Origin of the sequence: Caulobacter sp. FWC26 (genome assembly GCF_002742645.2) — a bacterium.
GTDB lineage: Bacteria > Pseudomonadota > Alphaproteobacteria > Caulobacterales > Caulobacteraceae > Caulobacter.
Genome location: NZ_CP033873.1, coordinates 65017 through 88132, shown reverse-complemented (window position 1 = coordinate 88132; position 23116 = coordinate 65017). Strand labels below are relative to the sequence as shown.

Annotated in this window: 24 protein-coding genes and 1 pseudogene; 14 read left to right on the top strand and 11 right to left on the bottom strand. The window is 68.1% G+C overall.

The genetic code is table 11. The annotated features are described in order from the left end of the window. Window positions 1-33 precede the first annotated feature (33 nt). The 3 genes from CSW63_RS00425 to CSW63_RS00415 all read left to right on the top strand — a co-directional run bounded on the left by CSW63_RS00425 (window position 34) and on the right by CSW63_RS00415 (window position 3888). On the top strand, window positions 34-1608 hold the full coding sequence (locus tag CSW63_RS00425; RefSeq protein ID WP_099504226.1) for an NAD(P)/FAD-dependent oxidoreductase: 1575 nt from the start codon (window positions 34-36) through the stop codon (window positions 1606-1608). Continuing rightward, entirely contained in the window at window positions 1608-3191 is a 1584-nt protein-coding gene (locus CSW63_RS00420; RefSeq protein ID WP_099504224.1) for an MDR family MFS transporter, read from the top strand. Before CSW63_RS00425 ends, CSW63_RS00420 begins: the two co-directional genes overlap by 1 nt. 433 nt (window positions 3192-3624) lie before the next feature. Continuing rightward, entirely contained in the window at window positions 3625-3888 is a 264-nt protein-coding gene (locus CSW63_RS00415; protein WP_099504222.1) for a hypothetical protein, read from the top strand. Here CSW63_RS00415 and CSW63_RS00410 read toward each other — a convergent pair. Further along, window positions 3876-4148, bottom strand: a complete 273-nt coding sequence (locus tag CSW63_RS00410) for a hypothetical protein (RefSeq protein ID WP_099504220.1) — start codon at window positions 4146-4148, stop codon at window positions 3876-3878. The two genes, CSW63_RS00415 and CSW63_RS00410, sit on opposite strands and share 13 nt — an antisense overlap. Before the next feature lie 98 nt (window positions 4149-4246). Between CSW63_RS00410 and CSW63_RS00405 the strand changes: the two genes are divergently transcribed. The 5 genes and pseudogenes from CSW63_RS00405 to CSW63_RS24030 all read left to right on the top strand — a co-directional run bounded on the left by CSW63_RS00405 (window position 4247) and on the right by CSW63_RS24030 (window position 7181). After that, window positions 4247-5020 (top strand): exodeoxyribonuclease III, encoded by a 774-nt coding sequence (locus tag CSW63_RS00405; RefSeq protein ID WP_099504218.1) that lies wholly within the window; start codon window positions 4247-4249, stop codon window positions 5018-5020. 154 nt (window positions 5021-5174) lie between these two features. Further along, window positions 5175-5462: a hypothetical protein gene (locus CSW63_RS00400; protein ID WP_099504216.1), complete on the top strand. Its 288-nt coding sequence runs from the start codon at window positions 5175-5177 to the stop codon at window positions 5460-5462. Window positions 5463-5604: 142 nt separating this feature from the next. Further along, window positions 5605-5868, top strand: coding sequence for a DksA/TraR family C4-type zinc finger protein (locus CSW63_RS00395; RefSeq protein ID WP_099504214.1), 264 nt, complete (start codon window positions 5605-5607; stop codon window positions 5866-5868). A gap of 57 nt (window positions 5869-5925) precedes the next feature. Further along, window positions 5926-6681: pseudogene (locus tag CSW63_RS00390) on the top strand (DUF6880 family protein); the annotation flags it as partial. Between the two features lie 71 nt (window positions 6682-6752). Next, complete coding sequence (locus CSW63_RS24030; RefSeq protein WP_371415226.1) at window positions 6753-7181, top strand: DUF6880 family protein; 429 nt, start codon at window positions 6753-6755, stop codon at window positions 7179-7181. A 38-nt stretch (window positions 7182-7219) separates the two neighbouring features. Here CSW63_RS24030 and CSW63_RS00380 read toward each other — a convergent pair whose 3' ends face one another. The 5 genes from CSW63_RS00380 to CSW63_RS00355 form a co-directional block, all read right to left on the bottom strand. Further along, entirely contained in the window at window positions 7220-7468 is a 249-nt protein-coding gene (locus CSW63_RS00380; RefSeq protein ID WP_099504208.1) for a hypothetical protein, read from the bottom strand. Between the two features lie 28 nt (window positions 7469-7496). Continuing rightward, window positions 7497-7748, bottom strand: a complete 252-nt coding sequence (locus tag CSW63_RS00375; RefSeq protein ID WP_099504206.1) for a hypothetical protein — start codon at window positions 7746-7748, stop codon at window positions 7497-7499. Window positions 7749-7999: 251 nt separating this feature from the next. Next, window positions 8000-8665, bottom strand: coding sequence for a DUF6088 family protein (locus tag CSW63_RS00365; protein WP_099504202.1), 666 nt, complete (start codon window positions 8663-8665; stop codon window positions 8000-8002). 75 nt (window positions 8666-8740) lie between these two features. Beyond that, on the bottom strand, window positions 8741-9643 hold the full coding sequence (gene trbB, locus CSW63_RS00360) for a P-type conjugative transfer ATPase TrbB (RefSeq protein ID WP_371415225.1): 903 nt from the start codon (window positions 9641-9643) through the stop codon (window positions 8741-8743). A gap of 59 nt (window positions 9644-9702) precedes the next feature. Next, entirely contained in the window at window positions 9703-11622 is a 1920-nt protein-coding gene (locus CSW63_RS00355) for a type IV secretory system conjugative DNA transfer family protein (RefSeq protein ID WP_099504198.1), read from the bottom strand. A 118-nt stretch (window positions 11623-11740) separates the two neighbouring features. Between CSW63_RS00355 and CSW63_RS00350 the strand changes: the two genes are divergently transcribed. Further along, window positions 11741-12136 carry a hypothetical protein gene (locus CSW63_RS00350; protein WP_099504196.1) on the top strand — a complete coding sequence of 132 codons (396 nt, stop codon included), beginning with the start codon at window positions 11741-11743 and terminating at the stop codon, window positions 12134-12136. Continuing rightward, window positions 12076-12747 (top strand): restriction endonuclease, encoded by a 672-nt coding sequence (locus tag CSW63_RS00345; protein WP_246842007.1) that lies wholly within the window; start codon window positions 12076-12078, stop codon window positions 12745-12747. Before CSW63_RS00350 ends, CSW63_RS00345 begins: the two co-directional genes overlap by 61 nt. Window positions 12748-12756: 9 nt before the next feature. On the opposite strand, the gene CSW63_RS00340 is transcribed toward CSW63_RS00345, so the two are convergent. Continuing rightward, window positions 12757-13989: a MobA/MobL family protein gene (locus CSW63_RS00340; RefSeq protein ID WP_168193563.1), complete on the bottom strand. Its 1233-nt coding sequence runs from the start codon at window positions 13987-13989 to the stop codon at window positions 12757-12759. A gap of 16 nt (window positions 13990-14005) precedes the next feature. Between CSW63_RS00340 and CSW63_RS23975 the strand changes: the two genes are divergently transcribed. Then, entirely contained in the window at window positions 14006-14140 is a 135-nt protein-coding gene (locus tag CSW63_RS23975) for a hypothetical protein (protein ID WP_256371360.1), read from the top strand. 91 nt (window positions 14141-14231) lie between these two features. Beyond that, a complete protein-coding gene (locus CSW63_RS00330; protein WP_099504190.1) occupies window positions 14232-14657 on the top strand; it encodes an organic hydroperoxide resistance protein in 426 nt (141 codons plus the stop codon). A gap of 15 nt (window positions 14658-14672) precedes the next feature. On the opposite strand, the gene trbB (CSW63_RS00325) is transcribed toward CSW63_RS00330, so the two are convergent. Then, entirely contained in the window at window positions 14673-15644 is a 972-nt protein-coding gene (trbB, locus tag CSW63_RS00325; RefSeq protein ID WP_099504188.1) for a P-type conjugative transfer ATPase TrbB, read from the bottom strand. Between the two features lie 2 nt (window positions 15645-15646). Then, window positions 15647-17569: a type IV secretory system conjugative DNA transfer family protein gene (locus CSW63_RS00320; RefSeq protein WP_099504186.1), complete on the bottom strand. Its 1923-nt coding sequence runs from the start codon at window positions 17567-17569 to the stop codon at window positions 15647-15649. A 199-nt stretch (window positions 17570-17768) separates the two neighbouring features. Between CSW63_RS00320 and CSW63_RS00315 the strand changes: the two genes are divergently transcribed. Further along, window positions 17769-20477, top strand: coding sequence for an ATP-binding domain-containing protein (locus tag CSW63_RS00315; protein ID WP_099504184.1), 2709 nt, complete (start codon window positions 17769-17771; stop codon window positions 20475-20477). A gap of 3 nt (window positions 20478-20480) precedes the next feature. Here CSW63_RS00315 and mobQ read toward each other — a convergent pair whose 3' ends face one another. Beyond that, window positions 20481-21992, bottom strand: coding sequence for a MobQ family relaxase (gene mobQ, locus CSW63_RS00310; RefSeq protein ID WP_099504182.1), 1512 nt, complete (start codon window positions 21990-21992; stop codon window positions 20481-20483). A gap of 204 nt (window positions 21993-22196) precedes the next feature. On the opposite strand from mobQ, the gene CSW63_RS00305 reads away from it, so the two are divergent. Then, complete coding sequence (locus tag CSW63_RS00305) at window positions 22197-22745, top strand: hypothetical protein (protein ID WP_099504180.1); 549 nt, start codon at window positions 22197-22199, stop codon at window positions 22743-22745. A gap of 11 nt (window positions 22746-22756) precedes the next feature. On the opposite strand, the gene CSW63_RS00300 is transcribed toward CSW63_RS00305, so the two are convergent. Then, the gene (locus CSW63_RS00300) at window positions 22757-23089 is read right to left on the bottom strand and encodes a hypothetical protein (RefSeq protein ID WP_099504178.1); all 333 of its coding nucleotides are present in this window, start codon (window positions 23087-23089) and stop codon (window positions 22757-22759) included. Between the last annotated feature and the right edge of the window lie 27 nt (window positions 23090-23116).

Genomic DNA, 23116 nt, shown 5'->3' with positions numbered 1-23116 from the left:
GTCGATCCCCTACGACGCCGTATCGCACAAGCCATGACCGATAAGTACGACGTCATCATCGTTGGCGGCGGTCACAATGGTCTGGTCGCCGGCAGTTATCTGGCCAAGGCGGGCCGCAAGGTGGTGGTGCTCGAGCGCAGCGCCGTCGCCGGCGGTTTGTCACGCTCCGATCCCGTTATTCCTGAAGCGCCCGGCCATATGATCAACACGGGGGCGGTGGAATTGATCCATATCCGCGCCTCGCCGGTGATGCACGAATTGGACCTGCGCCAACACGGCTGGAACACGGTCGAGACCGATCCGACCTATGCCTACCTGGCGCCGGACGGCGGCTCGATAGCGCTGTTCAGGGATCCTAGGCGCACAGCCGAGGATATCGCGCGGTTTTCAAGGAAGGACGCGAAGGCCTATCTTGAATTTATCGGCCTCATCGACGCTTTGCTCGACTTCGCCGGAGCGATGAACAAAGGCGATCCCGGCGTCACGAAACCAAGCAAATATCTGGACATCGCCAAGGCGGCCATCCGCAATCGTCGATTGAAGGATAAGTTGCAGCTAATCAGCGCCGCGCCCGCCGACCAGCTCGCGGCCGAGTGGTTTGAGAGCGACGCGGCTCAGGCCCTGCTGCTGGGAGTGGTCGCCGGCGCAGGTCCCTTCGACACCGATGGCAACGCTGTGGCCTATGCCTTGTTCGGGCTGTTGCACCGCGTCGGTGTCTCCAAGCCGATCGGCGGCATGCGTATGCTGGCCGACACGCTCGTCCGAGCCTACGCCGCCAGCGGCGGAGAGTTAGTTCTGGACGCGGAGGTGACCGAGATAATTATCGGCGACGGCGAGGCGCGTGGCGTCCGCCTGGCGGACGGGCGCCGCCTTGAAGCCATGGCCGTCATCGCTACCTGCGACCCTCAGACGGCGGCGCGACTGACCACGCCAGGCGGTTTGGATCGCGTCACCCGGACCCGCCTAGAATACGCCCCGGCGCACCGCGCCAATGTTGGACCCTCTCTGATCAACCTGGCTTCGTCCCGCCCCTTCCGCCTGAAACGGCACCAAGATCAACGTCATGATGGCGTCGATCTTAACCAGGCGGTGGGTCTGATCGGAACCGCCGACGAACTTCGCTTAGCGTTGGCGCAGGCCCGGCGTGGCCTTACCCCTTCGTCGCCCGTCTTCTCCGTCTCGGCCGCGACCAATTGGGACCCGAGCCAGGCGCCTGCGGGACAGGGAACCGCCTACATCTACCTGCCCATTTTTCCAGTGGAGGTGAACGAGGGGTGGGCGGTCGCCAAGGCTCCCGCGGCCGAAGCCATCATCGCGCGCGCGGCGGAATTCTATGACGGCTTCGAAAGTGAGCTGGGCCGCTGGTTCGAAACCTGCCCAGAACGTGCGGTGCGCGCCAACGTCACCAAAGGCTGCGTCACCCATGTCGACTTCGGCGCCCTGCGCAGTGGTAGTCGCCGACCGGCGGTGGGCCTTGGCGGCCCCGCACCTCTCGTGCCGGGCTTCTTCCTGGGCGGCGCGGGCATCCACCCCGGCGGCGGCGTCTCCGGCGGCCCCGGCCGCCTGGTCTCACAGCGGGTCTCGACCTATCTCCGCTCGAGGAACTGATGACTTCCCAGACCTTCACCGATGCGGATCGCCGCCTGACCCTGGCGGCGCTGATGATCGTGTTCCTGCTCAGCGCGCTGGACCAGACGATCGTCTCGACGGCCATGCCGCGCATCATCTCCGAGCTGAACGGCCTCAACCTCTATTCCTGGGTGACGACGGCCTATCTGCTGAGCTCGACGGTGATGGTGCCGATCTGGGGCAAGCTGGGCGACATCTTCGGCCGCAAGCCCGTGCTGATCACCGGCATCAGCCTGTTCCTGGCCGGCTCGTGGCTATCGGGCCTGTCGGGCGAGTTCGGGACGATCCTGGGCATGCCCGGCATGGTGCAGCTGATCGTCTTCCGAGCCCTGCAGGGCATCGGCGGCGGGGCGCTGTTCACCACCGCCTTCGCCATCATCGCCGACCTCTATCCGCCGCGCGAGCGGGGCAAGTTCGCCGGCATCTTCGGCTCGGTGTTCGGCCTGGCCAGCGTGCTGGGGCCCATCATCGGCGGCTATTTCACCGACCACGGCACGGTGCAGATCGGGACCCACACGGTCGCCGGCTGGCGCTGGGTGTTCTACGTCAACCTGCCGCTCAGCTTGCTGTCGCTGTTCATGGTCATCGTGAAGATGCCGCCGCTGGAGCATCGCCGCTCCGGCAAGATTGACTTCCTGGGCGCGGCCCTGCTGATCGCCGCCTTCGTGCCGCTGCTGCTGGCGCTCAGCCTGGGCGGCCACGACTTCGCCTGGAGTTCGCCGCAGAGCCTGGGGCTCTTCGCCCTGGCCACCGCCTCGCTGGCCGCGTTCGTCTTCGTCGAGACCAAGGTCTCCAACCCGATCCTGCCGATGCACCTGTTCCAGAACCGGGTGTTCACCACGGCGAACCTGGCCGGCTTCCTGATCTCCATGGCCTTCATGGGCGTGGTGATGTTCCTGCCGCTGTTCCTGCAGCTGGGTCGGGGCGTGCCGGCCACGGTCAGCGGCATGACCATGCTGCCGCTGATGGCCGGGCTGATCGCCGGCAGCACGATCGCCGGCCAGATGGTCACCAAAACCGGCCAGTACAAACCGTTCATGATCGGCGGCGCGGTCATTCTGCTGATCGGCGTCTTCATGCTGCACGACCTGTCGAGGATCACGCACCTGGGCCTGCTGTGCCTGCTGCTGGCCTTCGTGGGCCTGGGCCTCGGGCCGGGTCAGAGCCTGTTCAACATCGCCACCCAGAACGCCGTCGATCCGCGCGATATCGGCGTGGCCACCAGCTCCAACCAGTTCTTCCGCCAGATCGGCTCGACCGTCGGCGCGGCCCTGGCCGGGACCCTGCTGACCGCGCGCCTGGCCAACTTACCGGGCGGGGGCCTGGATCTGGGAAAGCTCGAAGGAATGGCGATCAAGGCCGCCGCCACCGGTCAAGCGGCTCATGCTGATCCGTTCCTGCAAAGCGCCCTGATCCAAGCGGTCAGCGGCGTGATGGTCGCGGCTCTGTTCGTGATCGCCGCCGGCCTGGTGACGATCCTGTTCATCCCGGCCCTGCCCCTGCGCTCGCACCAGCCTGCAGCGGGCGCGCCGGTGCTGGACAAGGCCGAACCGACGAACTGAGGCTCAACGGACACTCGCTAAGCTGAAGCTGTTGCCGCGCATCGCACGCCTCAACGACAGGATGGTAGGCTGTGCCAGTCAACACCGTCTGGGACTGGAAGTCCGCGCGCCAGCGTTGCCGCTCCGGCCTAGCGTCGGCGGCAAACGGTTGCATTGGCCTGCGGCATCGGCTCGCCCGATGGTTCTTGATGGCCCGCTCGCTTCGGGAGCACCCTAGAGCCTGATCCGGGCCACCCTTCTTGGTCGCGGTCTGTTGGCGAGCGCGGACCAGATGCTGTCGATCGTCAGATGGCGGTTCTCGGGTCCTTGATCAGGTCGGCGAGCACCCGGTCACGGACGCCGGCCTTGGACCCGCGCCAAGTCTTGATAGGCGCGTTCCAGAGGCCGTCGTGCAGGCCAAGCTTAATCTGGCCGGCACAGCGGCGAAACCTGGATGATGGCCGAGCTGGTGGCCCCGCAGGAGGGATCGGTGCGCCGAGCCGCCCACGCCGCCATGGAGATCCACAAGCTGATCGCCGTGGAGTCCAGCTCTGCCGCATGGGCCGCCCGCGAGGCGTTGTCCGCCAGCCTGGAAATGGGTCCGGCTGCCCGGGAACAGGCCATCTATCAAGGTCTGCTGCTCGAGCGCCTATGGCGGGAGATCAAGGACACGCCGGCCGCCCGCCTCTCGCAGGTCACCTATCCCTACGAGGATTGATCCTGCCGGGTTTCGTCGGCGGCCATGGTCGTTCGGGACGGATCGAGAACCGGGGGCCAGGTACGCACGCCGTCGCGGTCGATGGCCGCCACGATGGCGTCCTCCCGCCAGACCTCGATTGTCTCGGCGCTGGCGTGCTCTCGCAGCAGGCCGAAGGCATGAGCCCGAACCGCGTCGCGCGTCAGGGTCTGGATATCGACGTGCGTGGCTTCTTGTTTAGGAGCCAGGCAGACGAAGGTGAAGGTCTCCACGTAAGCCATGCTTGAGCTTAGCAAAGGTCCGAAGCTTCATCGGTCACGTTTACGACAGACCGGTGGTTAAGGCCGGAACGTCTGGCCTGCCTTGCGATTTAGGGGGCGTGCGCATCGCCACCTTCAACATCAACAACGTCCGCAAACGGCTGGACAACCTGATCGACTGGCTGGCCGAGTCCGAGCCCGACATCGTCTGTCTGCAGGAGTTGAAGACCGAGGACAAAGCCTTTCCAGCTGAGCCGCTGGAGCAGCTTGGCTATCACGCGGCCTGGAAAGGCCAACCGACTTGGAACGGCGTAGCGATCCTGGCGCGCGGCGCCGCGCCGGTCGTGACCCGGACCGCCCTGCCCGGCGACCGCACCGACAACCAGGCTCGCTACATCGAGGCGGCGGTGAACGGCGTGCTGGTCGCCTCGATTTACTTGCCCAACGGCAATCCCAGGCCTGGCCCCAAGTACGACTACAAGCTGGCGTGGTTCGAGCGCCTTATCGCCCACGCCGCCGAGCTAAGAGCGACCGGCGCCCCAGTGATCCTGGCCGGCGACTACAATGTCGTGCCCACGGAGGCCGACATCTACCAGCCGCACCGCTGGCAGGACGACGCCCTGTTGCAGCCTCAAGTGCGGGCCGCCTACCAGCGCCTCCTGGACCAGGGCTGGACCGACGCGCTTCAGGCCCAGCACCCAAAAGCCCCGCCCTGGACGTTCTGGGCCTATCTGCGCAACCGCTGGCCCAACGACCAGGGCCTTCGCCTCGATCACCTCCTGCTGACCCCTGACCTGGCCGATCAGCTGGCCGACGCCGGCGTCGATCGCTGGGTCCGCTGGCAGGAAGACGCCAGCGACCATGCGCCCGCCTGGATTCATCTGGACCGATAGCGGTGGCGTCGGTCTGGACGAGACTCCCCCTCTGAAATATTTTGTTCTATATTTGTTCCACAGAACACGTCCGCCATGTCACCGCCGAGCCGCTGACCGCCGTGGAGCTTGAAGCGGCCTCGGCGATCCTCGATTTCTCGCCACCCACCCGTGGGTGCGCCACGTCGAGGCCCTTGTCGACGGTGGCTTTAGGGTCTTCATCGACGACGCCATCGACGCACCTCTGACGCGCATCGCCCAGGCGCCAGAGCGGCCGCCGGAGGTCGAGCTGAATGGACCGGGCAAACCGTGCCAGGCCTTGACCGAGCATCCCCGGGCCGAGTGTGTGGAGATGTTCGTCGACGCCGTGGGTCATCCCGAGGCCGCGCCACGCGGCTGGTGGCATGCCAGGATCTGGTTGAAGACCGAGAACGGCGTCAGCGCACCCGCCGGAGGATCCTGACCGGACCCGCTGGTTGCGACTGCAGGTCGGTGGATTGCTGACCCATGAGCGTCGCTGCGGCAATTCGCCGGTCCCCAGCCCCTGGTCCGCCGGTTCAGATTTCCTATCTAAGTGGCTCACCACAAAGAGGATTTCGACGACCATGGCGACCGGTTGGACGCATGCCGACGGCGTACTTGACCAGATTACCGACACGATCACCGACGGCGTCCTGTCGGCGCGCGCGCGTCTGCCGTCCGGCGACGGCGCGGCGTTCTGCGACGAGTGCGGTGAACCGATCCCCGAGGCGCGGCGCAAGGCCCTGCCCGGGGCGCGCACCTGCGTGGAGTGCCAATCAGGACGCGACGCTCGTGTGGTGTTCAGCGCCATCAACCGTCGGGGCAGCAAGGACAGCCAGCTGCGGTAGGCGCTGAACGGCGCGCTAGCGCGGGCGTTATCCCGCCATGCCGCGCACCTCGCCACAATGAAGAAGCCGTCCGCCGCCAGCCTCAAGAAGGTCACGCCTGAGAACCTCATCGGTCTTGGGGCCGAGCGCCTGGCCGAAATCCTGGCCGAGGTGGCCGAGACGCGCGTCGACCTCAAGCGCCGGCTGCGCATGGAGCTGGCCGCCGATCTTGGTCCCGAACACCTCGTTCCCGAGATCTACAAGCGGCTCCAGGCTTTCGAGACCAGCAAGGGCCAGATCACCTGGCGCCAGAAGCCGGCCTTCATCCGCGACCTCGACGCCCTGCGCGCGCTGATCGTCCGTCTGGCGCGCGGCGAACCCGACGCCGCCGCCGAACGCTTGTGGCGTTTCCTAGCCGCCGAGCCCCAGGTCGGACGCCGCCTTCGCGAGCGCGAGGACGCCGTGGAGGCCGTCTACCTTCGGGCGGCCGCCGACCTTGGCTACCTGTTGGCTCTGCGCGATCCCCAACTGACCGCCAACGCCCTGGTCGAAGCCGCCGCGGCCCGCCCCCAGGGCTGGGCCCGATGGCTGCCCGCCGCTCTCGAACCGGTGCTACCCGCCACAGCCGCCTTGGCGCTCGTCGAGGCCCTGGCCCTGAAGGTCAGTGCGCCGGGCTGGTCCTTGGTCCTGCGCCATCTCGCCGACGCCGCCGGCGACATCGAGGCGGTCAAGTCGACCTATAGTCCCGCCGCCCTGAAGACCCCGGCGGTCGCGGTCCAGATCGCCCGACGCCATCTCGCGGTCGGCGAGCTCGACGACGCCGGGGAGGCGTTGCGCCAAGCCGCGCCCAAGCCGGGCCTTCTGGGTCGGTCCCTGCGCCGGACTTCGACTGGGAGACCGCCTGGATCGACTATCTTCAGGCCGCCGGCCAAGCCGAAGCCGCCCAGGCGATCCGCTGGGCCTCGTTTCAGAGAACCCTCGACATCGGTCGGGCCAAGGCCTTCGCCGGGGCGCTCGACGATTTCGACGACGTGGCGGCCGAAGCCCAGGCCTTTGATTACGCCGCCCAGCACGCCGACTTCGAGCGGGGCCTGTACTTTCTGATGCAATGGCCTGCCTTGGCCGAGGCCAGCCGCATGATCCTGAGCCGGCCCGACGACATCAAGGTCGACGCCGAAAAGGCCGAGCTTTGGGCGGGCAAGCTGCGCCGTCGTTTTCCGGTCGCCGCGCATCAGTTGCTGCGCCGAGCGGCGACGGCGGCGTTCAAGCGCCGCGAGTTTAAGACGTCTGAACGCCTGGCCCAGGAAGCCGACTCCATCGAGCTGCCCGCCTGACCGCATCGGCGGCGATCCTCGTTGGGCGCCCTCGGGTGCTAGGCGCAGGGGGCTTCGTCAAGGCGCATCGCCACCAGGAAGGCTTCGAGCAGCGGCTTGGCCAAGGTCTCGAACCGGCCGACCGCCGGCATCGACACGCGAGCGATCAGGCCGCAGGGAAACTTCGCGACCGCCCCGCCGGTCAGGGCCACGACGAGCTGCAGTTGGTCGCGCGCGTCACGCAGCTGGTCAGGCGCGCCGACCGCCGCCACAACGGCCTCGTTGGGCAGCTTCAGTTCATAGGTCACGACTTGGCGGGTGGCCGCCTAGACCAGGCTAGGCCCGCAGCGCCACGGGCATCGTGGGTTCGGCCAGATAGGCTGGAAAGAGGAAACGTCCAGCGCGTTCGCCGTTGCGCAGGCGGATTTCCAAAACCACCGGCTCGCCCGCGTCGGACAATCGGTGACAAAGATCACGCGCGGCCTGCTCGGCGCGGACGCCGGTAGCGAATTCCAGGGGGCCGTCGTCGAAATCGCCGCGAACGATCCAGCCGTCTCCCGACGGCGCGACAAAGACAAAGCAAGGCATGGCTACAACGCAGAAACAGTAGAATGACGAAGTGGCGGCCGGTCCTCCGCTGGCCGGCCGACCACCCCTACGCTTAGGAGAACGTGTCGCGGTCCAGGCGCCTCAGCGCTGAGAGGACTTCGCTGAGCGGCACCGGCCCGGGCGTCCCCAAAAGCCATCTCTGGCTAGGCCGATGTTCCACCGCACTGGCGTCCGAGGCCCAAGGCGCGTTTCGGCGTCGGCGCCGATGACCTGATCGAAGGCTGGATTCATCATGGCGCCGGCGCCTGGGCCAACTCATCGGCGATGTGCGGGCGGATCAGGTCCTGCATCCAGCTGGGCAGGGCGGCGAATCCGTCGGCCAGGTCCCGGCGCAGTGCCGGCCCCGTCTTGGGATCGGCGAGCAGATTGCCCACCCGCCGCGCGTAGTCCTGGCCGACGTCGTCCTGGCCAAGCGTGTCGCGCAGCCAGTGCAGCGCCTGGACCAGGCGCATGGCTGGCCGGCCGGCCCAATAGAGCTTGCTGGCCGCGGTCGGCCGGAAGGTGATGGCCATCTGGCCAAGCTTTATCGACCGCAGCCGCGCGTCGGCATGGACCACGATCTTGGCCGGCACGGCGTTGGTGAAGCCCAGGTCGTTGGCCGCCGTCATGCCGTCGATCAGCAGCCGGATGTGGTCGCGGCGGGCCACCGCGTCGATCACGGCGGCCGGGTCGGGCGGACTCAGCTGCTGGGTCAGGCTGTTGAGCTTGGGTTTGTCGTAGAGTCCCCGGTCGATCCGGCGCAGCACGCCCTGCGCCAGCCGGCGTTGCAGCGCCTTGTCCACAGCGTCGCGACCGCCGAGGTCGGTGAAGTCCGACGGCGTCCACACCTGGCGGCCGGCCGCCTTGGCGATCCGGTCGTCCATGGTCGAGGTCAGTTGTGATCGGCCGCTGGTCATGTCCGAAATGTGTAGACAAATTTCGGACATTGGCAACCCACAGAGCGTCCGAAATTTGTATACAAGTTTCGGACGTCATTGCGCGACGGGCGTTAGGCGATAATCGCCGTCAATCCAGCCCTCGACCCGAACGAGGCTCTCCAGACACCGGCCGGCCGGCGCGCGACGGATGAACGCCACCAGGTTGACGGCCTGGCCGATCGCCCGATGGGGCACACGCGGCGCGACCTCGCCGATCAGGTCTTCCAGGCGGCTGAGCGCCTCTCGCGCGCTGTTGGCGTGAAGCGTGGCCAGGCCGCCGGGATGCCCGGTGTTCCAGGCCTTGAGCATGTCGAGCGCGCTGCCGTCGCGGACCTCGCCGATGATGATGCGGTCCGGGCGCAGGCGCAGCGCGGCTCGAACCAGATCGGCCATGGTCACCGCCGGCTCCGTGCGCTTGGTCAGCAGGGCGATCTGATCCTTGGCCGAGCACTGCAGTTCAGGCGTGTCCTCGGCGATCAGCACCCGATCGGCGGCGAAGGCGGGCTCAGCCAGAACCGCATTGGCCAGGGTGGTCTTGCCGCTGCCCGTGCCCCCGGCGATCAGGATGTTGTCGCGGCCCTCGGCGGCCGCGCGCAGCGCTTGGGCCTGCGCGTCGGTCATGACGCCCGTCTTCACATAGTCGTCGAGGGTGAAGATCACCTCCGGCCGCTTGCGGATGGTGAAGGCCGGCGCGGTCGACACCGGCATGAACACGCCCTGAAAGCGCTCGCCTGACCTGGGCAGGGTGGCGCTGACCAAGGGCTGGTCACGGGTGACCACCTCTCCCACATGGTCGGCCACCAGCCGCAGGATCCGCTCGGCGTCGGCCGGCGCCATGCGCTCCCCGCTGAAGACCCGGCCCTGGCCGATCCGCTCGACCCAGATCGCGCCGTCTGGATTGACCATCACCTCCACCACCGAAGCCTCGGCCAGGGCGGCGGCGATCACCGGCCCCATGGCTTGCCGCAGGGCCGTATGCTTGCGGTCGAGCGATTCCTGGGACGAAGACGTCACGCCTAGTCCTCCTCGTTGTAGACGAGGTCGAGGATGCTGAGCCCGTCCGCGCAGGCGAGAGTCATGGCGACATCGGCGCCGCGCATGGGCGGGGCGTATTCCTCGATGGCGCGCACGCCCAGCCAGTCGATTGGGGGCTTTCCTGGAACGTCCAGGGTCTCGGGCGTCTGGACGAACCCGGCCTTTTCTCCGTGAAAAAAGTCGCGGCAGTGGACCGAGAACAATGGTTCTTCCCAGAAGCGGATCTTGTCGGCCAGGAAGGGCTTGGCATTGTTGACGAACAGAAACTGCTTACCACCTGGCAGGGCCCGAACATCCTGCTCGGCCAGGACATAGCGCTCGACCTCGGCCTGGTTGCGGCTGCGGTGTCCCTTGGCGAACATCAGTCTCGGATCGCTGAAACTCTCGCGCATTTCCAAGAAGCGCCCGGCCCGCTTGATGATCCGTTCGATGCTGGTCGGCTCGGAGGTCGCGAAGGCGGCGGTGATGTGGCAGTTGTCGAAGATCGAAGTGTGCACGCCGTAGTGCTTGAACACGTCGTTGAACGATTGGCAGATCAGATGGGCGGTGACCCCGTAGCCGGCCATCTCGCCAAGGGCGTTCTCCAGGAATGGCAGCGCTCCGAGCTTGGGGAACTCGTCCAACATCATCAGCAGCCGATGGCGCTTCTTGCGGCCGCGGCTGTCGGCGTCGATGGTCTCCATCAGGCTGTTGAGGCTTTGGCGCAGCATAACCCGCACGAGAAACGCCAGGCGATCGGCATGGGCCTGGGGCGTGATCAGGTAGAAGCTGACCGGCGCCTCGGCGCAGACCAGGTCGCCGATGCAGAAGTCCGACCAGGACGTGGCGTGGGAGACCAGGGGATCGGCCCACAAGGCCAGCGACTTCTGCGCCGTGGCTAGGACGCTGGAGCGCACCCGGGGTTCCATGCTGCGAAAGGCCGTCGCTCCTAGCCACACCTCCGGATGCACCTCGGCGATCGGCTCGCCGTCCGCGTCCCGCGCCAGGCCGTCGGCGGCCTGCGGATCGGGGCGCCAGCGATGCTTGGTCCCCAGCATGGCGTCCAAGGTGGCGTTGATGTCGATCAGCAGCCGGCGGACGTAGGTGAGGTTCTTCAGCTCGTCGGGGGCGGTGTAGAGGGCGTGGAGGATCACCCCGGTGAAGAAGTTGGCCGCGCTCTGGTCGAAGAAGTCGAGATTGCCCTGCTTGAGCCCGATCGGATCGACCAGAATGCCGACGATGTTCTGGATGTCGGCGATTTCCATGGGCCCCTTGCGCACCTCGAACAGCGGGTTCCAGCGGGCGGTGTTGATGTCCGTCGGCGCGAAGTAGAAGGTGTGGGAGAAATTGCGGCGATGATCGGCGGTGATATGCCAGAGCTCGCCTTTGCGATCGTAGGTGAACTGGCTCTCGCCCCAGGCGGTCTCAGATGTCACCACATGGCCCGCGCCCTTCCCCGACCGCGATGCGCCCACCAAGATGCAATGCTCCACCCCGGTGAAGGTGAGGAGCCTGCCCTTAAGCCGTCCCAGCACCCGGCCGGTGAGCCGTTCGCCATTGAGCAGGCCCGCGGCCTTGGCCTCGGCCAAGCCGCCCCACGCCGCCGTCCCGAAGGGCTGGGGCCGAGCGACGAACCGCTGCGTCAAGCCGGCGATCAAAAGGATCGGCCAGACGAACACGCAGAGGCCGACCAGCGCCGCCTGATCGAAGGCCTGCGGGTGCCTCGCGGCCCAACGGCCATACCAGGTCAGGATCGACCAGGGCGCATAGATCCTTATCGGGCCAAGTTCGCCCCAACCCGCCCCGAACGGTCTGGGATAGGCGAAGAGATGGGCCGCCGTCTGGGTCGCGGCCCAAAGCCCGATCAGCGCCAGCAACAGGCATAGGGGCGCGAGCCAGCGGGCCTTGACGGACATGCTCATATGGTCAGCAGAGCCCAGGCGGCGCGGCGGGCCAATTCCGCATTTCTCAAGGGTCTGGGCGCTTGCGCCGGCCCCGCCCTTGCCGGCTAAGGTCCGGGGAGCCGAGCAGGAGACGTCGATGGGCGGCATCTGGATGGATAACCACGATCTGGCCGACAGCCTGGCCGAAGTCGTAGGCTTCAAGGCCGGCCTGGCGCTCTCGCGTACGCGGATCGGCGCGATGCTCAAGGACTACGACGTCAAGCTGGCGGAGCGGCTCGTGTGGCCCGAGGCGCGCCTGATGCGCGTGGAATCGACAACCTATCAGGAGGCGGCCACCTATCTGCTGTACAAGGTCGGATACGTGGCCACCCCGACGGTCCTGCCGCCGGTCGCGGGGTCTATCATCGATACAAGGGCGATCCGGTCCGCGGGAAGCTCACCGGCCCGATCGGCGAGATGCTGGTGGAATGGATGGACACGGCTCTGTCCGGGCCGGCGCCCGCCAGCGGCCTGGACCCGACCCCGTTCATGAAGCGCGCGGCCGAGAAATTCGGCGGGCCCGGGCTCGACGTCGCCATGGCCTACCTGCGCGGAATCGACGTCAATCAGCAGATCGATCCCTGGACGCGCATCCGTCGCACCGACTGGGCCGATACGCGCCAGCTCGAGGATCTCTTCAAAAGCGAAAACCTCGAGACGTTGTACGGCAAGTTCTTCGACCAGCGTTTCATCGACTACATCGCCCGCAACTTCGACGAGGAGATCGACGACGTCCATTGGCGCCAGTTTGAGGCGCTGACCGCCGAGCATTTCGAGAAGCAGGGCTTTCGCGTCGAGCTCGGGCCGGGTCGGAACGATGACGGCATAGACGTCCGCGTCTTTCCCAAGGACGACAATCCGAGCCTCCCGCCCCTGATCATCGTCCAGTGCAAGCGTGAGAAGCGCAAGATCGGCAAGACCCTGCTCAAGTCGGTCTATGCCGACGTGCTCTGGGAGAAGGCTGGGTCAGGCCTGATCGTCACCACCACGGAGCTGTCTCCCGGGACCGACGGCGTGCGCCAGGCGCGCGCCTATCCGGTGGAGGCGATCGACCGCGGGAAACTGCGTGATTGGGTCTTGGCCATGCGAACAGCGCCGACCTAACGCGCACTCTCAGCGATCTGGCCCGATCCCTGGGACCTTGCCCTGCACAAGCGCCATGACCTTACTCAGCGCCCGCTCCTGGGCGAGCGGCGCGTGCGCCTTGACGACATCGACCGCCCGGCGATCGACCTCGCGCACCGCCTGCCCCACGCCCAGGTCCATGCGAGTGGGCGCGACCATCTTGTCATGCCCTAGCTCCCGGGCCACCAGTAGCTTCACTCGGGTGCGCGCGACCGCCTCGATGCGGCGGTCGGCGCGCTTGATCTTGCGCTCAAGGGTCCGAGCTTCGCGCCGCGCATCCGCCGCCGCCTGCCGCGGAGGATCCAGGCGGGAGGCGAGATAGACCCGGCCGGCCTCGCTGCGCAGCCACTCCTGGCGAACCTTCAGATCGACCTCCGCGCGCCGGTCCGCCGCGCGCGCCCGATCGACCGCGTTCATCTCGGCATGCGCCGCCCAGATCATCCGGACCGGGTTGCGGACCCATCGCACCAGGGTCTGGCGACGCGCCCTGCCCTGCTCGATGCGGTTCTGGGTCCAGTCCAGTCGCCGGGCCGCCGCCGCCCGTCGCGAAAGGGCCTCGCCCATCACCTCGCTCACCACGGACCGGGCCGTAGGAACCTCGATCGGCGCGGTGACGCGCGCCTGGGCGCGGGCCCAGCTGTCGCGCTCGCGAACCATGGTCTGGTGGATGGCCTCGAACTCGCGGATCACCGCATCGATCGGATAGGCCTGGCGCGGACGTCCGGCCGCCATCTGGTCCTCGAGCTCGCGCACCTGAACGGGGCGCGTCTGGCGCTCGGCGTTGCGGGTCTGGACCCGGCGGTTGATATCGCCGCGATCGGACGCCTCCCCGCGCCGCTCCATCCCCGAGGCGGCCGGCCCCAGGTGGATGGTCGGCTCCTGGTCCAGGCCCTGATCGTTCAGACTGCGGCTGGTGACCTGCGGCGCCTCCTGACCAAGATGCTGCCGCAGATGCAGGTTCTGGATCTGCTCCCACTCCAGGCGCAGGGCTTTCACTGCGTCCGGGTTGTCCCACTCCCGAGCCTTGAAGCCGAAGCCTTCAGGCCCGACACGGCGGGTCGTCACCAGGATGTGGGCGTGATGGTTTCGCTCGTCGCCGTGGGCGTCGGGATAGTGGATGCCGTAGTCGGCGATCATGCCCTTGCCCACCAGGCTCTCGGCGATGAAGGCGCGGACGAGGCCGTGGCGCTGATCGTCGGACAGCTCGTGGGGCAGCGACACCAGGATCTCGCGAGCGGTGCGCGAGTCCGCGCGCTTGTCGGCCGCCTCGGCCGCGGCCGGCACCGGCGCGGACGTGGTGCGTCGCCGCGCCGACGGCACGTGGATCTACGCCATCGACAATCCGTTCGGCGTCGCTCGCCCGACCCGCTGATCGTCACCTCGTCCCGCTTCTGCTGTCCACAGCCGGCTCGTCGCTCAAGGCGAGCCGGCGCACGCGGGGCCTGCCCCGGAAGGTGTTTCCCATGCCTGTTGAAACCGTCCTCTATGTCGGCCAAGCCCGCGCCAGCGGCGGACGCGAAGGGCGTGCCCATACCGACGACCACGTGCTCGACGTCAAACTGACCATGCCGCGCGAGCTGGGCGGCAATGGCGCGCCCGGCGCCAATCCCGAGCAACTGTTCGCCGCCGGCTATTCGGCCTGTTTTCTGGGGGCGCTCAATTTCGTCGCCAACCAGCAGCGCCAAAAACTACCCGCCGAGGCGAGCGTCGAGGGCCGCGTCGGCATCGGTCCGATCCCGACAGGATTCGGGATCGAGGCCGAGCTGCGGATCTCGCTCCCCGGCCTCGATCGCGCGCTGGCCGAAGACCTGGTGCGCCGCGCACACGTCGTCTGCCCCTATTCCAACGCCACCCAGGGCAACATCAACGTCACCCTCACCCTGCTCTAGGGCCCCGCGCCGGAGTCAGGCCGGCGCACCGGTCTCGACCTCTTCGAGCTCGTAGCCCGTTCCTTCCCGCCAGCCTTTGACCCGGACAAGACGTTGAAGGACGCGGCCGGCCGGCGCACGCGTCAGGTAGGCGATCAGACCGATGGCTTGGCCGATCGCCCGTCGCGGGATCGTCTGGCTGACCTCGCCGATCAGATCCTCCAGCCGATCGAGGGCCTCGGCGGCGCTGTTGGCGTGCAGCGTCGCCAAGCCTCCAGGATGGCCCGTGTTCCAGGCCTTGAGCAGATCCAGCGCGCTGCCGTCGCGCACCTCGCCGATCACGATCCGATCGGGCCGCAGGCGGAGCGAGACCTTCACGAGGTCGGCCATGGTCACGGCCGGATCGGCCCGTCGAGTGAGCAGCGCCAAATGGTCGGGGGCGGCGCATCGCAGTTCTTCTGTGTCTTCGAGCACGACCACGCGGTCCCGCCTGAAGGCGGGTAGATCGAGAACCGTATTGGCCAGGGTGGTCTTGCCCGACCCGGTGCCGCCGGCGATCAGGATGTTCTCGCAAGCCTCGGACGCCTCGGCCAGCACCTGCGCCTGCCTCCTGGTCATCACGGCCTGATCGACATAGTCGTCCAGCGTGAGGATCACCGACGATCGCTTGCGGATGACGAAGCTGGGCCCCTTGGCGACCGGTCCATAGACGCCCTGAAACCGCTCGCCTCCCGGCAGGGACGTCCCAATCAACGGTTGGTCATGGGTCACGACCTCGCCGGCGTGATCGGCGACCAGCCGCAGGACGCGCTCGGCGTCGGCTCGCGCCATGGTCACGCCGCTGAAGAGGCGGCCCGATCCTCGCCGATCGATCCAGATCGCCCCGTCGGCGTTGACGATCACCTCCTCGACCGCCGGCTCGGTCAGGGCCGCGCCGATCGTCGGACCCAGCGCGTGTAACAGCGCCTCGGTCTTGCGCGCCTCGGTCGCCGGATCCGGAGCGTCCATGGTCAATCCTCGAAGCTGAAGGTCAGGTCGGCCACCGACAGCGCCGCGATCGGCGGCGCGGCCGTCTTGGTTGGAGGAACAGGCTTGAGGGGCGCGCCGCACGGCTCGACGGCCCGGACCCCCAGCCAGTCGATCGGCGGCGGACCCGGCACATCCAGCGTTTCGGGCGTTTGCACGAACTTGGCCCGTTCGCCGGCGTAGAAATTGCGCGTGCGGGCCTGGAACACCGGCTCGTCGTAATAGCGCAGCTTGTCGGCGACGAACGGCTTGGCGTTGTTGACGAACAGGAACTGCTTGTCGACCGGCAGACCTCGCACGTCCTGTTCGCCGAGAATGTAGCGCTCGACCTCGGCCTGGCTGCGACTGCGATGGCCCTTGCCGAACGCCAGTCGGGGATCGCTGAAGCTTTCACGCATCTCCAGAGCGCGGCCGGCCCGCTTGACCACCCGCTCGATGCTGGTCGGCTCCGAGGTCGCGAAGGCGGCCGTGATGTGGCAGTTGTCGAAGATCGAGGTGTGGACGCCGTAGTACTTGAAGACGTCATTGAACGACTGGCAGATCAGGTGGGCCGAGATCCCGTAGCCGGCCATCTCCCCCACGGCGTTCTCCAAGAAGGGCAACGGTCCCAACTTGGGAAACTCGTCCAGCATCAGCATCTGACCGTGGAGCTTGGGCCGCCCGCGACTGTCGGTGTCGACCGCTTCCATCAGGCTGTTGAGGCTCTGGCGCAGCATCACCCGCACCAGGAAGGCCAGACGGTCGGCATGGGCCTGGGGCGTGATGAGATAGAGGCTGACCGGCGCCTCGGCGCAGACCAGGTCGCCGATGCAGAAGTCCGAGGCGCCGGTCGCATGGCAGACCAGGGGGTCGGCCCACAGGGCCAGAGACTTCTGGGCGGTCGCCAGGACGCTGGACCGCACCCTGGGCTCCATCCCCCGAAACGCCGTCGCGCCGAGCCACACCTCTGGATGCGTCTCGGCGATCGTTGCGCCGTCGGCGTCGCGCGCCAGGCCATCGGCGGCGGCCAGATCGGGCTTCCAGCGATGCTTGGTGGCCAGCATCGCGTCCAGGGTCGGCTCGATGTCGATCAGCAGTCGGCGGACATGGGCCAGGGTCTTGTGCTCGTCGGGCTCGGCATAAAGGCAATGCAGGATGACCCCGGTGAAGAAGTTGGCCGCGCTCTGGTCGAAGAAGTCGAGATTGCCGCCCTTCAGGCCGATCGGATCGACGAGGATGCCGACGATGTTCTGGATGTCTGCGATCTCCATCGCGCCCTTCCGGACCTCGAACAACGGGTTCCAGCGCGCGGTGTTGGGGTCGGTCGGCGCGAAGTAGAAGGTGTGTGAGAAGGTGCGCCGATGGTCGGCGGTGATATGCCAAAGCTCGCCCTTGCGGTCGTAGGTGAAGGCGCTTTGACCCCAACTGATCAATGAGGGCACCACGTGGCCCGCGCCCTTGCCCGAGCGCGAAGCGCCCACGATGATGCAGTGCTCGGGGCCTCGGAAGGTCAGGATCCGGTTCTTCAGCCGGCCCAGGACCCGTCCAGTCAACCTGGGGCCCGCCACGAGCCCGGCCTTGCGCGCATCGGCCAGCCCGCCCCAGGCGGCCTGCCCGAACGGACGGGGCCGGGCCACGAACCGGCGCGTCAGGCCGATCACGATCAACAGCGGCCAGAGAAACACCCCAAGCCCCAGAAGGCTCGCCTGGTCGAAGGCCTGCGGATAGGCGCCTGCGTAGCCCCCGTACCACTGAAGAAACGCCCAAGGCGGGTAGATCCGGACGCTTCCCAGCCGCGCCCACCCGTCTCCGAAGGCGGCGGGATAGCCGAACTGATGGGCCGTCGATTGGGTGGCCGCCGCCATGCCCAGCGCCAGGCCCAGAGCCGCCAGGACCAGGATCGCGAGCGCCTTGGGCCCCTTGGCCATCCATCGCCTCCAAGCCCCCCCAGGCAATCGAGCAAGCCGCGCCCGGTGGGGCAACCCGCCAATTCTAGGGGGATGGGCGAGCGCCCCCATCCCGCGATCCTCAAAATAAGCTCAAGCTTCAGTTGACCGCCCGGCCGTCCTCGGCCAGCCTCCCGGGCCCGGCCGGGAGGGGCCGCAAAGCAGAGTTCGAGGCAGGCACGTGGCGCTGGGCGATCCGACTGATCAGACCGATACCGAGCAGTTGCACGAGGCGCTCAAGCCCGTCGCCAACCAGACCCTGAGCTTCTTCGAAGCCACGGCCGCGAGCGCGACCAAGACGCTCGAAAACCGCGGCGTCGATGGCGCCGGCGCCTTGATCCAGGCCAACGCCATGACCTCGGGTGCGGCCCAACGCAATCTGGCCAGCATCAGCGACGACACCCGCCAGAATCTTCAGCGCCTCGCCCAGGAGCCGGCCATCGCCCGCATCGTCGCGATCGATGCGGAAGGTCGTCGCGAGACGATCTTCATCGCCCGCGCCTCGCCCCAGCCCACCGGCTTCCCCGGCGCCCTGGCCGCCAGCTACCGCTCGCCACTGGGACGACTGGCCACGCTCGACATCGGCGACGACCTGGACGTGCGGATCGGCGGGGCGACCAAGACCCTGGAAGTCGTCGAGCGGGCCGAGCTTCGCCCGGTCCTCTCCGCCGGCCAGTGGGACGCCCTGCGCACGGTGTTCAAGAGCCAGGACGCCGGGCCGGTCACCATCACCTCCCTGCGCGAATTCCTGGCCGCCTTCGCGCTGGACGACGAAGTCCTCGACGCGTTCGAGGCGCAACTGCGGGCCGAGGCGGCCGCGCGCATCGTGGTCGATGGCCGCATGCGCGATGTCATCACCAAGATGGGTCTGCGAGACCGCCCGCTGCTCGATCGCTACCAGGACGACATCTTCCGCGAACCACTCGGCGCGCGCCTGGCGATCCTGGGCCCGCCGGGCACCGGCAAGACCACGACCCTAATCAAGCGGCTGGGCCTGAAGCTCGACGCCGACCACCTGCTCGCCGACGAGCGGCAGGCCGTCACCAGGACCGTCGCGGGCCTTGCCGGCCTGGCGTCCAGCTGGCTGATGTTCACGCCCACAGAACTGCTGCGCCAGTACGTCAAGGAGGCCTTCAACCGCGAGGAAATCGCCGCCTCGGACCTGCGCATCCGCACCTGGGGCGAACAGCGGCGAGAACTGGCCCGTCAACGCCTCGGCGTTCTGGGCGCCAGCGGTCGCGGCCCGTTCCAGAAGGACGATCTGCAAAATCTGACGACCCAGACCCTGGCCGACCAGACCGGCTGGTACGCCGACTTCCAGGCCCACCAGGCTGGCGACTTCTGGGCCGAGCTCGCGCGGCGGGCGGCCCTGCTGTCGGCGGCCGACGAGCCGGACATCGCGCGGCTGGGGCGCCGGGTCGAGCAGGTTCTGGCCGGCGGCGGCGCGCGCCTCAGCGCCGAACCCTTCGCCGCGATCGCCGACCTGCGCGAAGCGTTCGGCGAGCAGGTCGCGCGCCTGAGCGCGCACCTGGAGCAGACCCTGCGCAAGGCCTTCTCCGATCGCATGCGCGCCGATCCGGGCCTGCCCAACGCGCTGCTGGCCTTCCTGGCCACCCTCGACGATGTCGGCGAGACCACGGAAGATCCCGACGCCGACGACGAGGACGAAGAGGAAGTCCCGGTCGCCAAGGGCGCCCTGACCGAGGCCTTCGCCGCCTATACCCGGGCCGTCCGCGCCCAGGCCCGCGCCAGCGTCCAGAAGCGCTCGATCGGCCGGCGCACGCCCAACGGCCGGATCCTCGAGTGGCTGGGTGACCGCGGACTGGACGAAGCCCAGCGCCAGAGCATCGGCCAATCAGTGCTCGTGCTGGCGGCGCTGCGCGGCTTCGCCAATCCGCTGCGCCTCTACATCGAGGGCATGCCCCGGCGGTACCGCAAGTTCCGGCGCGAGCGCCTAGCCGAGCAACGCTGGTACGCCGCCACGCCGTTCGGCCCCAATGATCTTTCGCCGCTCGAGGTCGACGCGCTGATCCTGGCCATGCTCTCGGCCGGACGCACCCTGCTTAGCGACGCGCGCATCGCCGCCCTGGCCGACGAACCGCGGTTCTCGATCCTGGCGACGATCAGGGACCTGTTCCGCGTCCAGATCGTCGTCGACGAGGCCACCGACTTCTCGCCGCTGCAACTGGCCTGCATGGCTCAGTTGTCGGACCCGGCCACCAACGGCTTCGTCGCCTGCGGCGACTTCAACCAGCGCATCACCGCCTGGGGCAGCCGCTCGGCCGAGGACCTGAAGTGGGTGTTTCCCGACCTGGACATCCGCCCCATCGTGCGCAGCTATCGCCACAGCCGGCAGATGGCCGCCCTGGCCGCCAACCTCGCCAGCGACCACACCCATGCGGCCATCCTGCCCGACGACATGCCCAACGACGGGTTTTCGCCGGTCGTGGGCCGTGACCTGGCCGATGAGGCCCTGGTCTCCTGGCTGGCAGCGCGGATCGGCGAGATCAACCGCGCCCTGGCCGGCGACCTGCCGTCGGTGGCCGTCCTCGTCAACAGCGAAGCCCAGGTCATCCCCTTGGCCGAGGCGCTGAACCGAGCGCTCGAGGCGATCAACGTCAACTGCGAACCCTGCCCGCGAGGTCTGGTGCGCGGCCGCGACCGCGACGTTCGGGTCTTCGATGTCCAGCACATCAAGGGCCTGGAGTTTGAGGCGGTGTTCTTCGTCGGGGTCGATGACCTGGCCCGCGCGCAACCTGAACTCTTCGACAAGTACCTCTATGTCGGGGCCACCCGGGCGGCGACCTATCTGGGCCTGACGACGAGCGGGTCCGTCCTGCCAGGCAAACTGGAGGCCCTGTCGGCCGATTTCGCGGCCGATTGGCGCTGACGCCTAGCGCCCGGGACCCGATGGCTCGGGTCCTGGGAACGGTGATTTGCCGCGCGCCAGCGCCAGCACCTGCTGCAGGCCCTTCTGCTGGTCGGCGAGCGGATGCCGGGCGATGGCCTCGACCGCGCGCCGATCGACCTCCCGCACCGCCTGCCCCACGCCCAGCCCCATCTGCGCCGGCGCCACCAGGGTCTGCTCGCCGAGCGCCTGGGCGACCAGCAGTCGGGTGCGGGTGCGCGAGACCGCCTCGATGCGCTTGTCGGCCCGCTTGATCTTGCGCTCGAGGGTCCGCGCGTCGCGGCGCGCCGTCTCGGCGGCCTGCTTCTCGGGATTGAGGCGCGCGGCCAGGTACGAACGCCCGTCGGTTCCGCCCAGCCAGTCTCGGCGCACCGTGTAGCGGATCTCGGCCAGGCGCGCGGCCTGTCGGTCGCGGACCAGCGCATTGAGTTCGGCATGCGCCGCCCAGATCATCCGCGCCGGATTGTTGATCCAACGCAGCAGGCTGGCGCGCCGCGTCCGTCCGCGCGCGATCCGACGCTCGGTGGCCGCCAGCCTGGCCTTGGCCGCCGCTCGCGCCGTCCCCGCCTCCGCCAGGATTTCCCGCACGATCTCGCTGGCGCGAGGCGGAGCCGGACGCTGCAGGCCGCCCAGCGCCCGCGCCCAGCCGTCGCGTTCCTGGACCATAGTGGCATGGATGGTCTCGAACTCGCGGATCACCGCGCCAATCGGATAGGGCCCCCGCTCCAAGCCCTGGGCCATGCGGTCCTCCAGATCGCGGACCTTCTTGGGGCCCTCCTTGCGGGCGTTGTTGCGCGCCTCGATCCGGCGGTTGATGTCGCCGCGGTCGGTGGCCTCGCCGCGCCGCTCCATGCCCGAGGCCGCTGGCCCCAGATGGATGGTCGGTTCTTGGTCTTCGCCCCGGCGGTCCAGGCTCAGGTGCGAGACTTGAGGCGCGTCAGGACCAAGACGCTCGCGCAGATGCTGGTTCTGGATGGCGCACCACTCAAGGCGCAAGGCCGCGACGGCGTCGGGATTGTCCCATTCGCGACCCTTCAGGCCAAACCCCTCGGGGGCCACTCGGCGGGTGGTGACCAGGATATGGGCGTGATGATTGCGCTGGTCGCCATGGGCGTCCGGATCGTGGATGGCGTAGTCAGCGATCATGCCGCGCGCCACCAGGCTGTCGGCCACGAAGGCGCGCACCAGATCGTGGCGCTGATCGTCGCTCAGTTCGTGCGGCAGGGAGATCAGCACTTCGCGGGCGGTACGGGAGTCAGCCCGCTTGTCGGCCGCTTCGGCGGCGTTCCACAGCGTCTCGCGGTTCAGAAACGACGCCGGCGCGCCCTCCGGCGCCATGACGCCGGCGAACACCACCCCGCCCTTGGCGGTGTAGTCGAAGGTCATCTCCAGGCGAGCGTCGTGCAGGCTCGTGGCGGCGCGATAGGCCGCGGCGGCGACGGCTGAACGGCCGTCCGCGCGCTTGATCGCCTGCACCTCGAGCCGGAACTGGGCCACGCTTTCTCCTCTGCCTGGCGCCTTGGCGCTGGGGATCGCTAAGGGGCTCGCCCCTTGGCTTTCCGGGGTCGTTGGGACGACCCCGGCCGCAGGCATTGCTTGCAATGCATAACTGCGCCCTTGTCATCACCGACGGGTTAGGCGTACCCTCATGCCGGTCCAAGATCAAGTCGCTCCTCCATCCACCCCGCCCGGCTTAACCCCATGCCCTCCGCCGCCGTCCCCCACCGCAAACCCGAGAGCGACGCCGCCAGGACGCGCCGTCTCCTGGCCCAGGCCGTGGCCCTGGCTGATCGCGAACATCGGGCTCGCGAACGGCTGGCCGGGATCAGCGGCTCGGCGTCGCGCGACCGAACAAACGTCAAGCCTCTGGCGAAGATCGAGGACGACGATCAGCGCCTCGCCGTCTGGCGCGCCCGGGTCGAGCGGCTGGAAGCTCAACTCGACCAGACCGAACGCAAGCGCGAGACCCGGGCCAAGATCGTACTGGGGACGACCCTGCTGGCCGAGGCCGCAGCCGACCCGGACGACCCGTTGCTGGCCCGGCTGATGGCCATCGTCGACAGCCGCGTTCATCGGCCCCGCGACCGCCTGGCCATCGCCGAGACCCTGGGCCTGGCCATCGCGCCGGTGAAGGCGCGCGAGGTCCCGGCCCTGCCCGACTTCGAGGCCCTGGCCGCCGATCGACTGGCGCGCGAGGCGCCCGGCGCCGAGGCGAAGCCAGGGGTTCGCCGGCGCAAAAAAGGGGGCTGACGCCCCCTTCCCTAGTGTTGGCTCTGCGCCGCCCAGCGGTCCAGCATCGCGTCGAGCGCCGCGTCGCACTCGGCCCTCAGTTGCTCGGCCGTCTTGCCATCGGGCGGGAAATCGACCGCGATCGAGTCCAGGCCAAGATGGTCGAACGTAACGGCCCAGCCCAGGTCCGGACTCTTGATCGCCGCGCCATGCTCGGCCAGGGCCTCGTCACGATCGTTGCTCCACCGGCGGATGAACCCGCCCCGCGCCAGGTGGAGCGTGACGCTGTAGCGAGGCTGGCCGCTGGCGATGTGGGCCTCGATCAGCTCGCGGTCGATCAGGTCGAAATGGGGCGAGAAGGACATGGGACACTCCGCTTTCCCGACGCTCCC

Coding starts and splice junctions, on each gene's coding strand:
- CSW63_RS00415 (WP_099504222.1), top strand. CDS start 3,625: ATGATGGCCGAGCTGGTGGCCCCGCAGGAGGGATCGGTGCGCCGAGCC.
- CSW63_RS00350 (WP_099504196.1), top strand. CDS start 11,741: ATGGGCGGCATCTGGATGGATAACCACGATCTGGCCGACAGCCTGGCC.
- CSW63_RS00345 (WP_246842007.1), top strand. CDS start 12,076: ATGGACACGGCTCTGTCCGGGCCGGCGCCCGCCAGCGGCCTGGACCCG.
- CSW63_RS00365 (WP_099504202.1), bottom strand. CDS start 8,665: ATGACCAGCGGCCGATCACAACTGACCTCGACCATGGACGACCGGATC.
- CSW63_RS00420 (WP_099504224.1), top strand. CDS start 1,608: ATGACTTCCCAGACCTTCACCGATGCGGATCGCCGCCTGACCCTGGCG.
- CSW63_RS00410 (WP_099504220.1), bottom strand. CDS start 4,148: ATGGCTTACGTGGAGACCTTCACCTTCGTCTGCCTGGCTCCTAAACAA.
- trbB (WP_371415225.1), bottom strand. CDS start 9,643: ATGGGGCCGGTGATCGCCGCCGCCCTGGCCGAGGCTTCGGTGGTGGAG.
- CSW63_RS00300 (WP_099504178.1), bottom strand. CDS start 23,089: ATGTCCTTCTCGCCCCATTTCGACCTGATCGACCGCGAGCTGATCGAG.
- CSW63_RS00320 (WP_099504186.1), bottom strand. CDS start 17,569: ATGGCCAAGGGGCCCAAGGCGCTCGCGATCCTGGTCCTGGCGGCTCTG.
- trbB (WP_099504188.1), bottom strand. CDS start 15,644: ATGGACGCTCCGGATCCGGCGACCGAGGCGCGCAAGACCGAGGCGCTG.
- CSW63_RS00375 (WP_099504206.1), bottom strand. CDS start 7,748: ATGCCTTGCTTTGTCTTTGTCGCGCCGTCGGGAGACGGCTGGATCGTT.
- CSW63_RS00425 (WP_099504226.1), top strand. CDS start 34: ATGACCGATAAGTACGACGTCATCATCGTTGGCGGCGGTCACAATGGT.
- CSW63_RS00305 (WP_099504180.1), top strand. CDS start 22,197: ATGCCCTCCGCCGCCGTCCCCCACCGCAAACCCGAGAGCGACGCCGCC.
- CSW63_RS00330 (WP_099504190.1), top strand. CDS start 14,232: ATGCCTGTTGAAACCGTCCTCTATGTCGGCCAAGCCCGCGCCAGCGGC.
- CSW63_RS00355 (WP_099504198.1), bottom strand. CDS start 11,622: ATGAGCATGTCCGTCAAGGCCCGCTGGCTCGCGCCCCTATGCCTGTTG.
- CSW63_RS00395 (WP_099504214.1), top strand. CDS start 5,605: ATGGCGACCGGTTGGACGCATGCCGACGGCGTACTTGACCAGATTACC.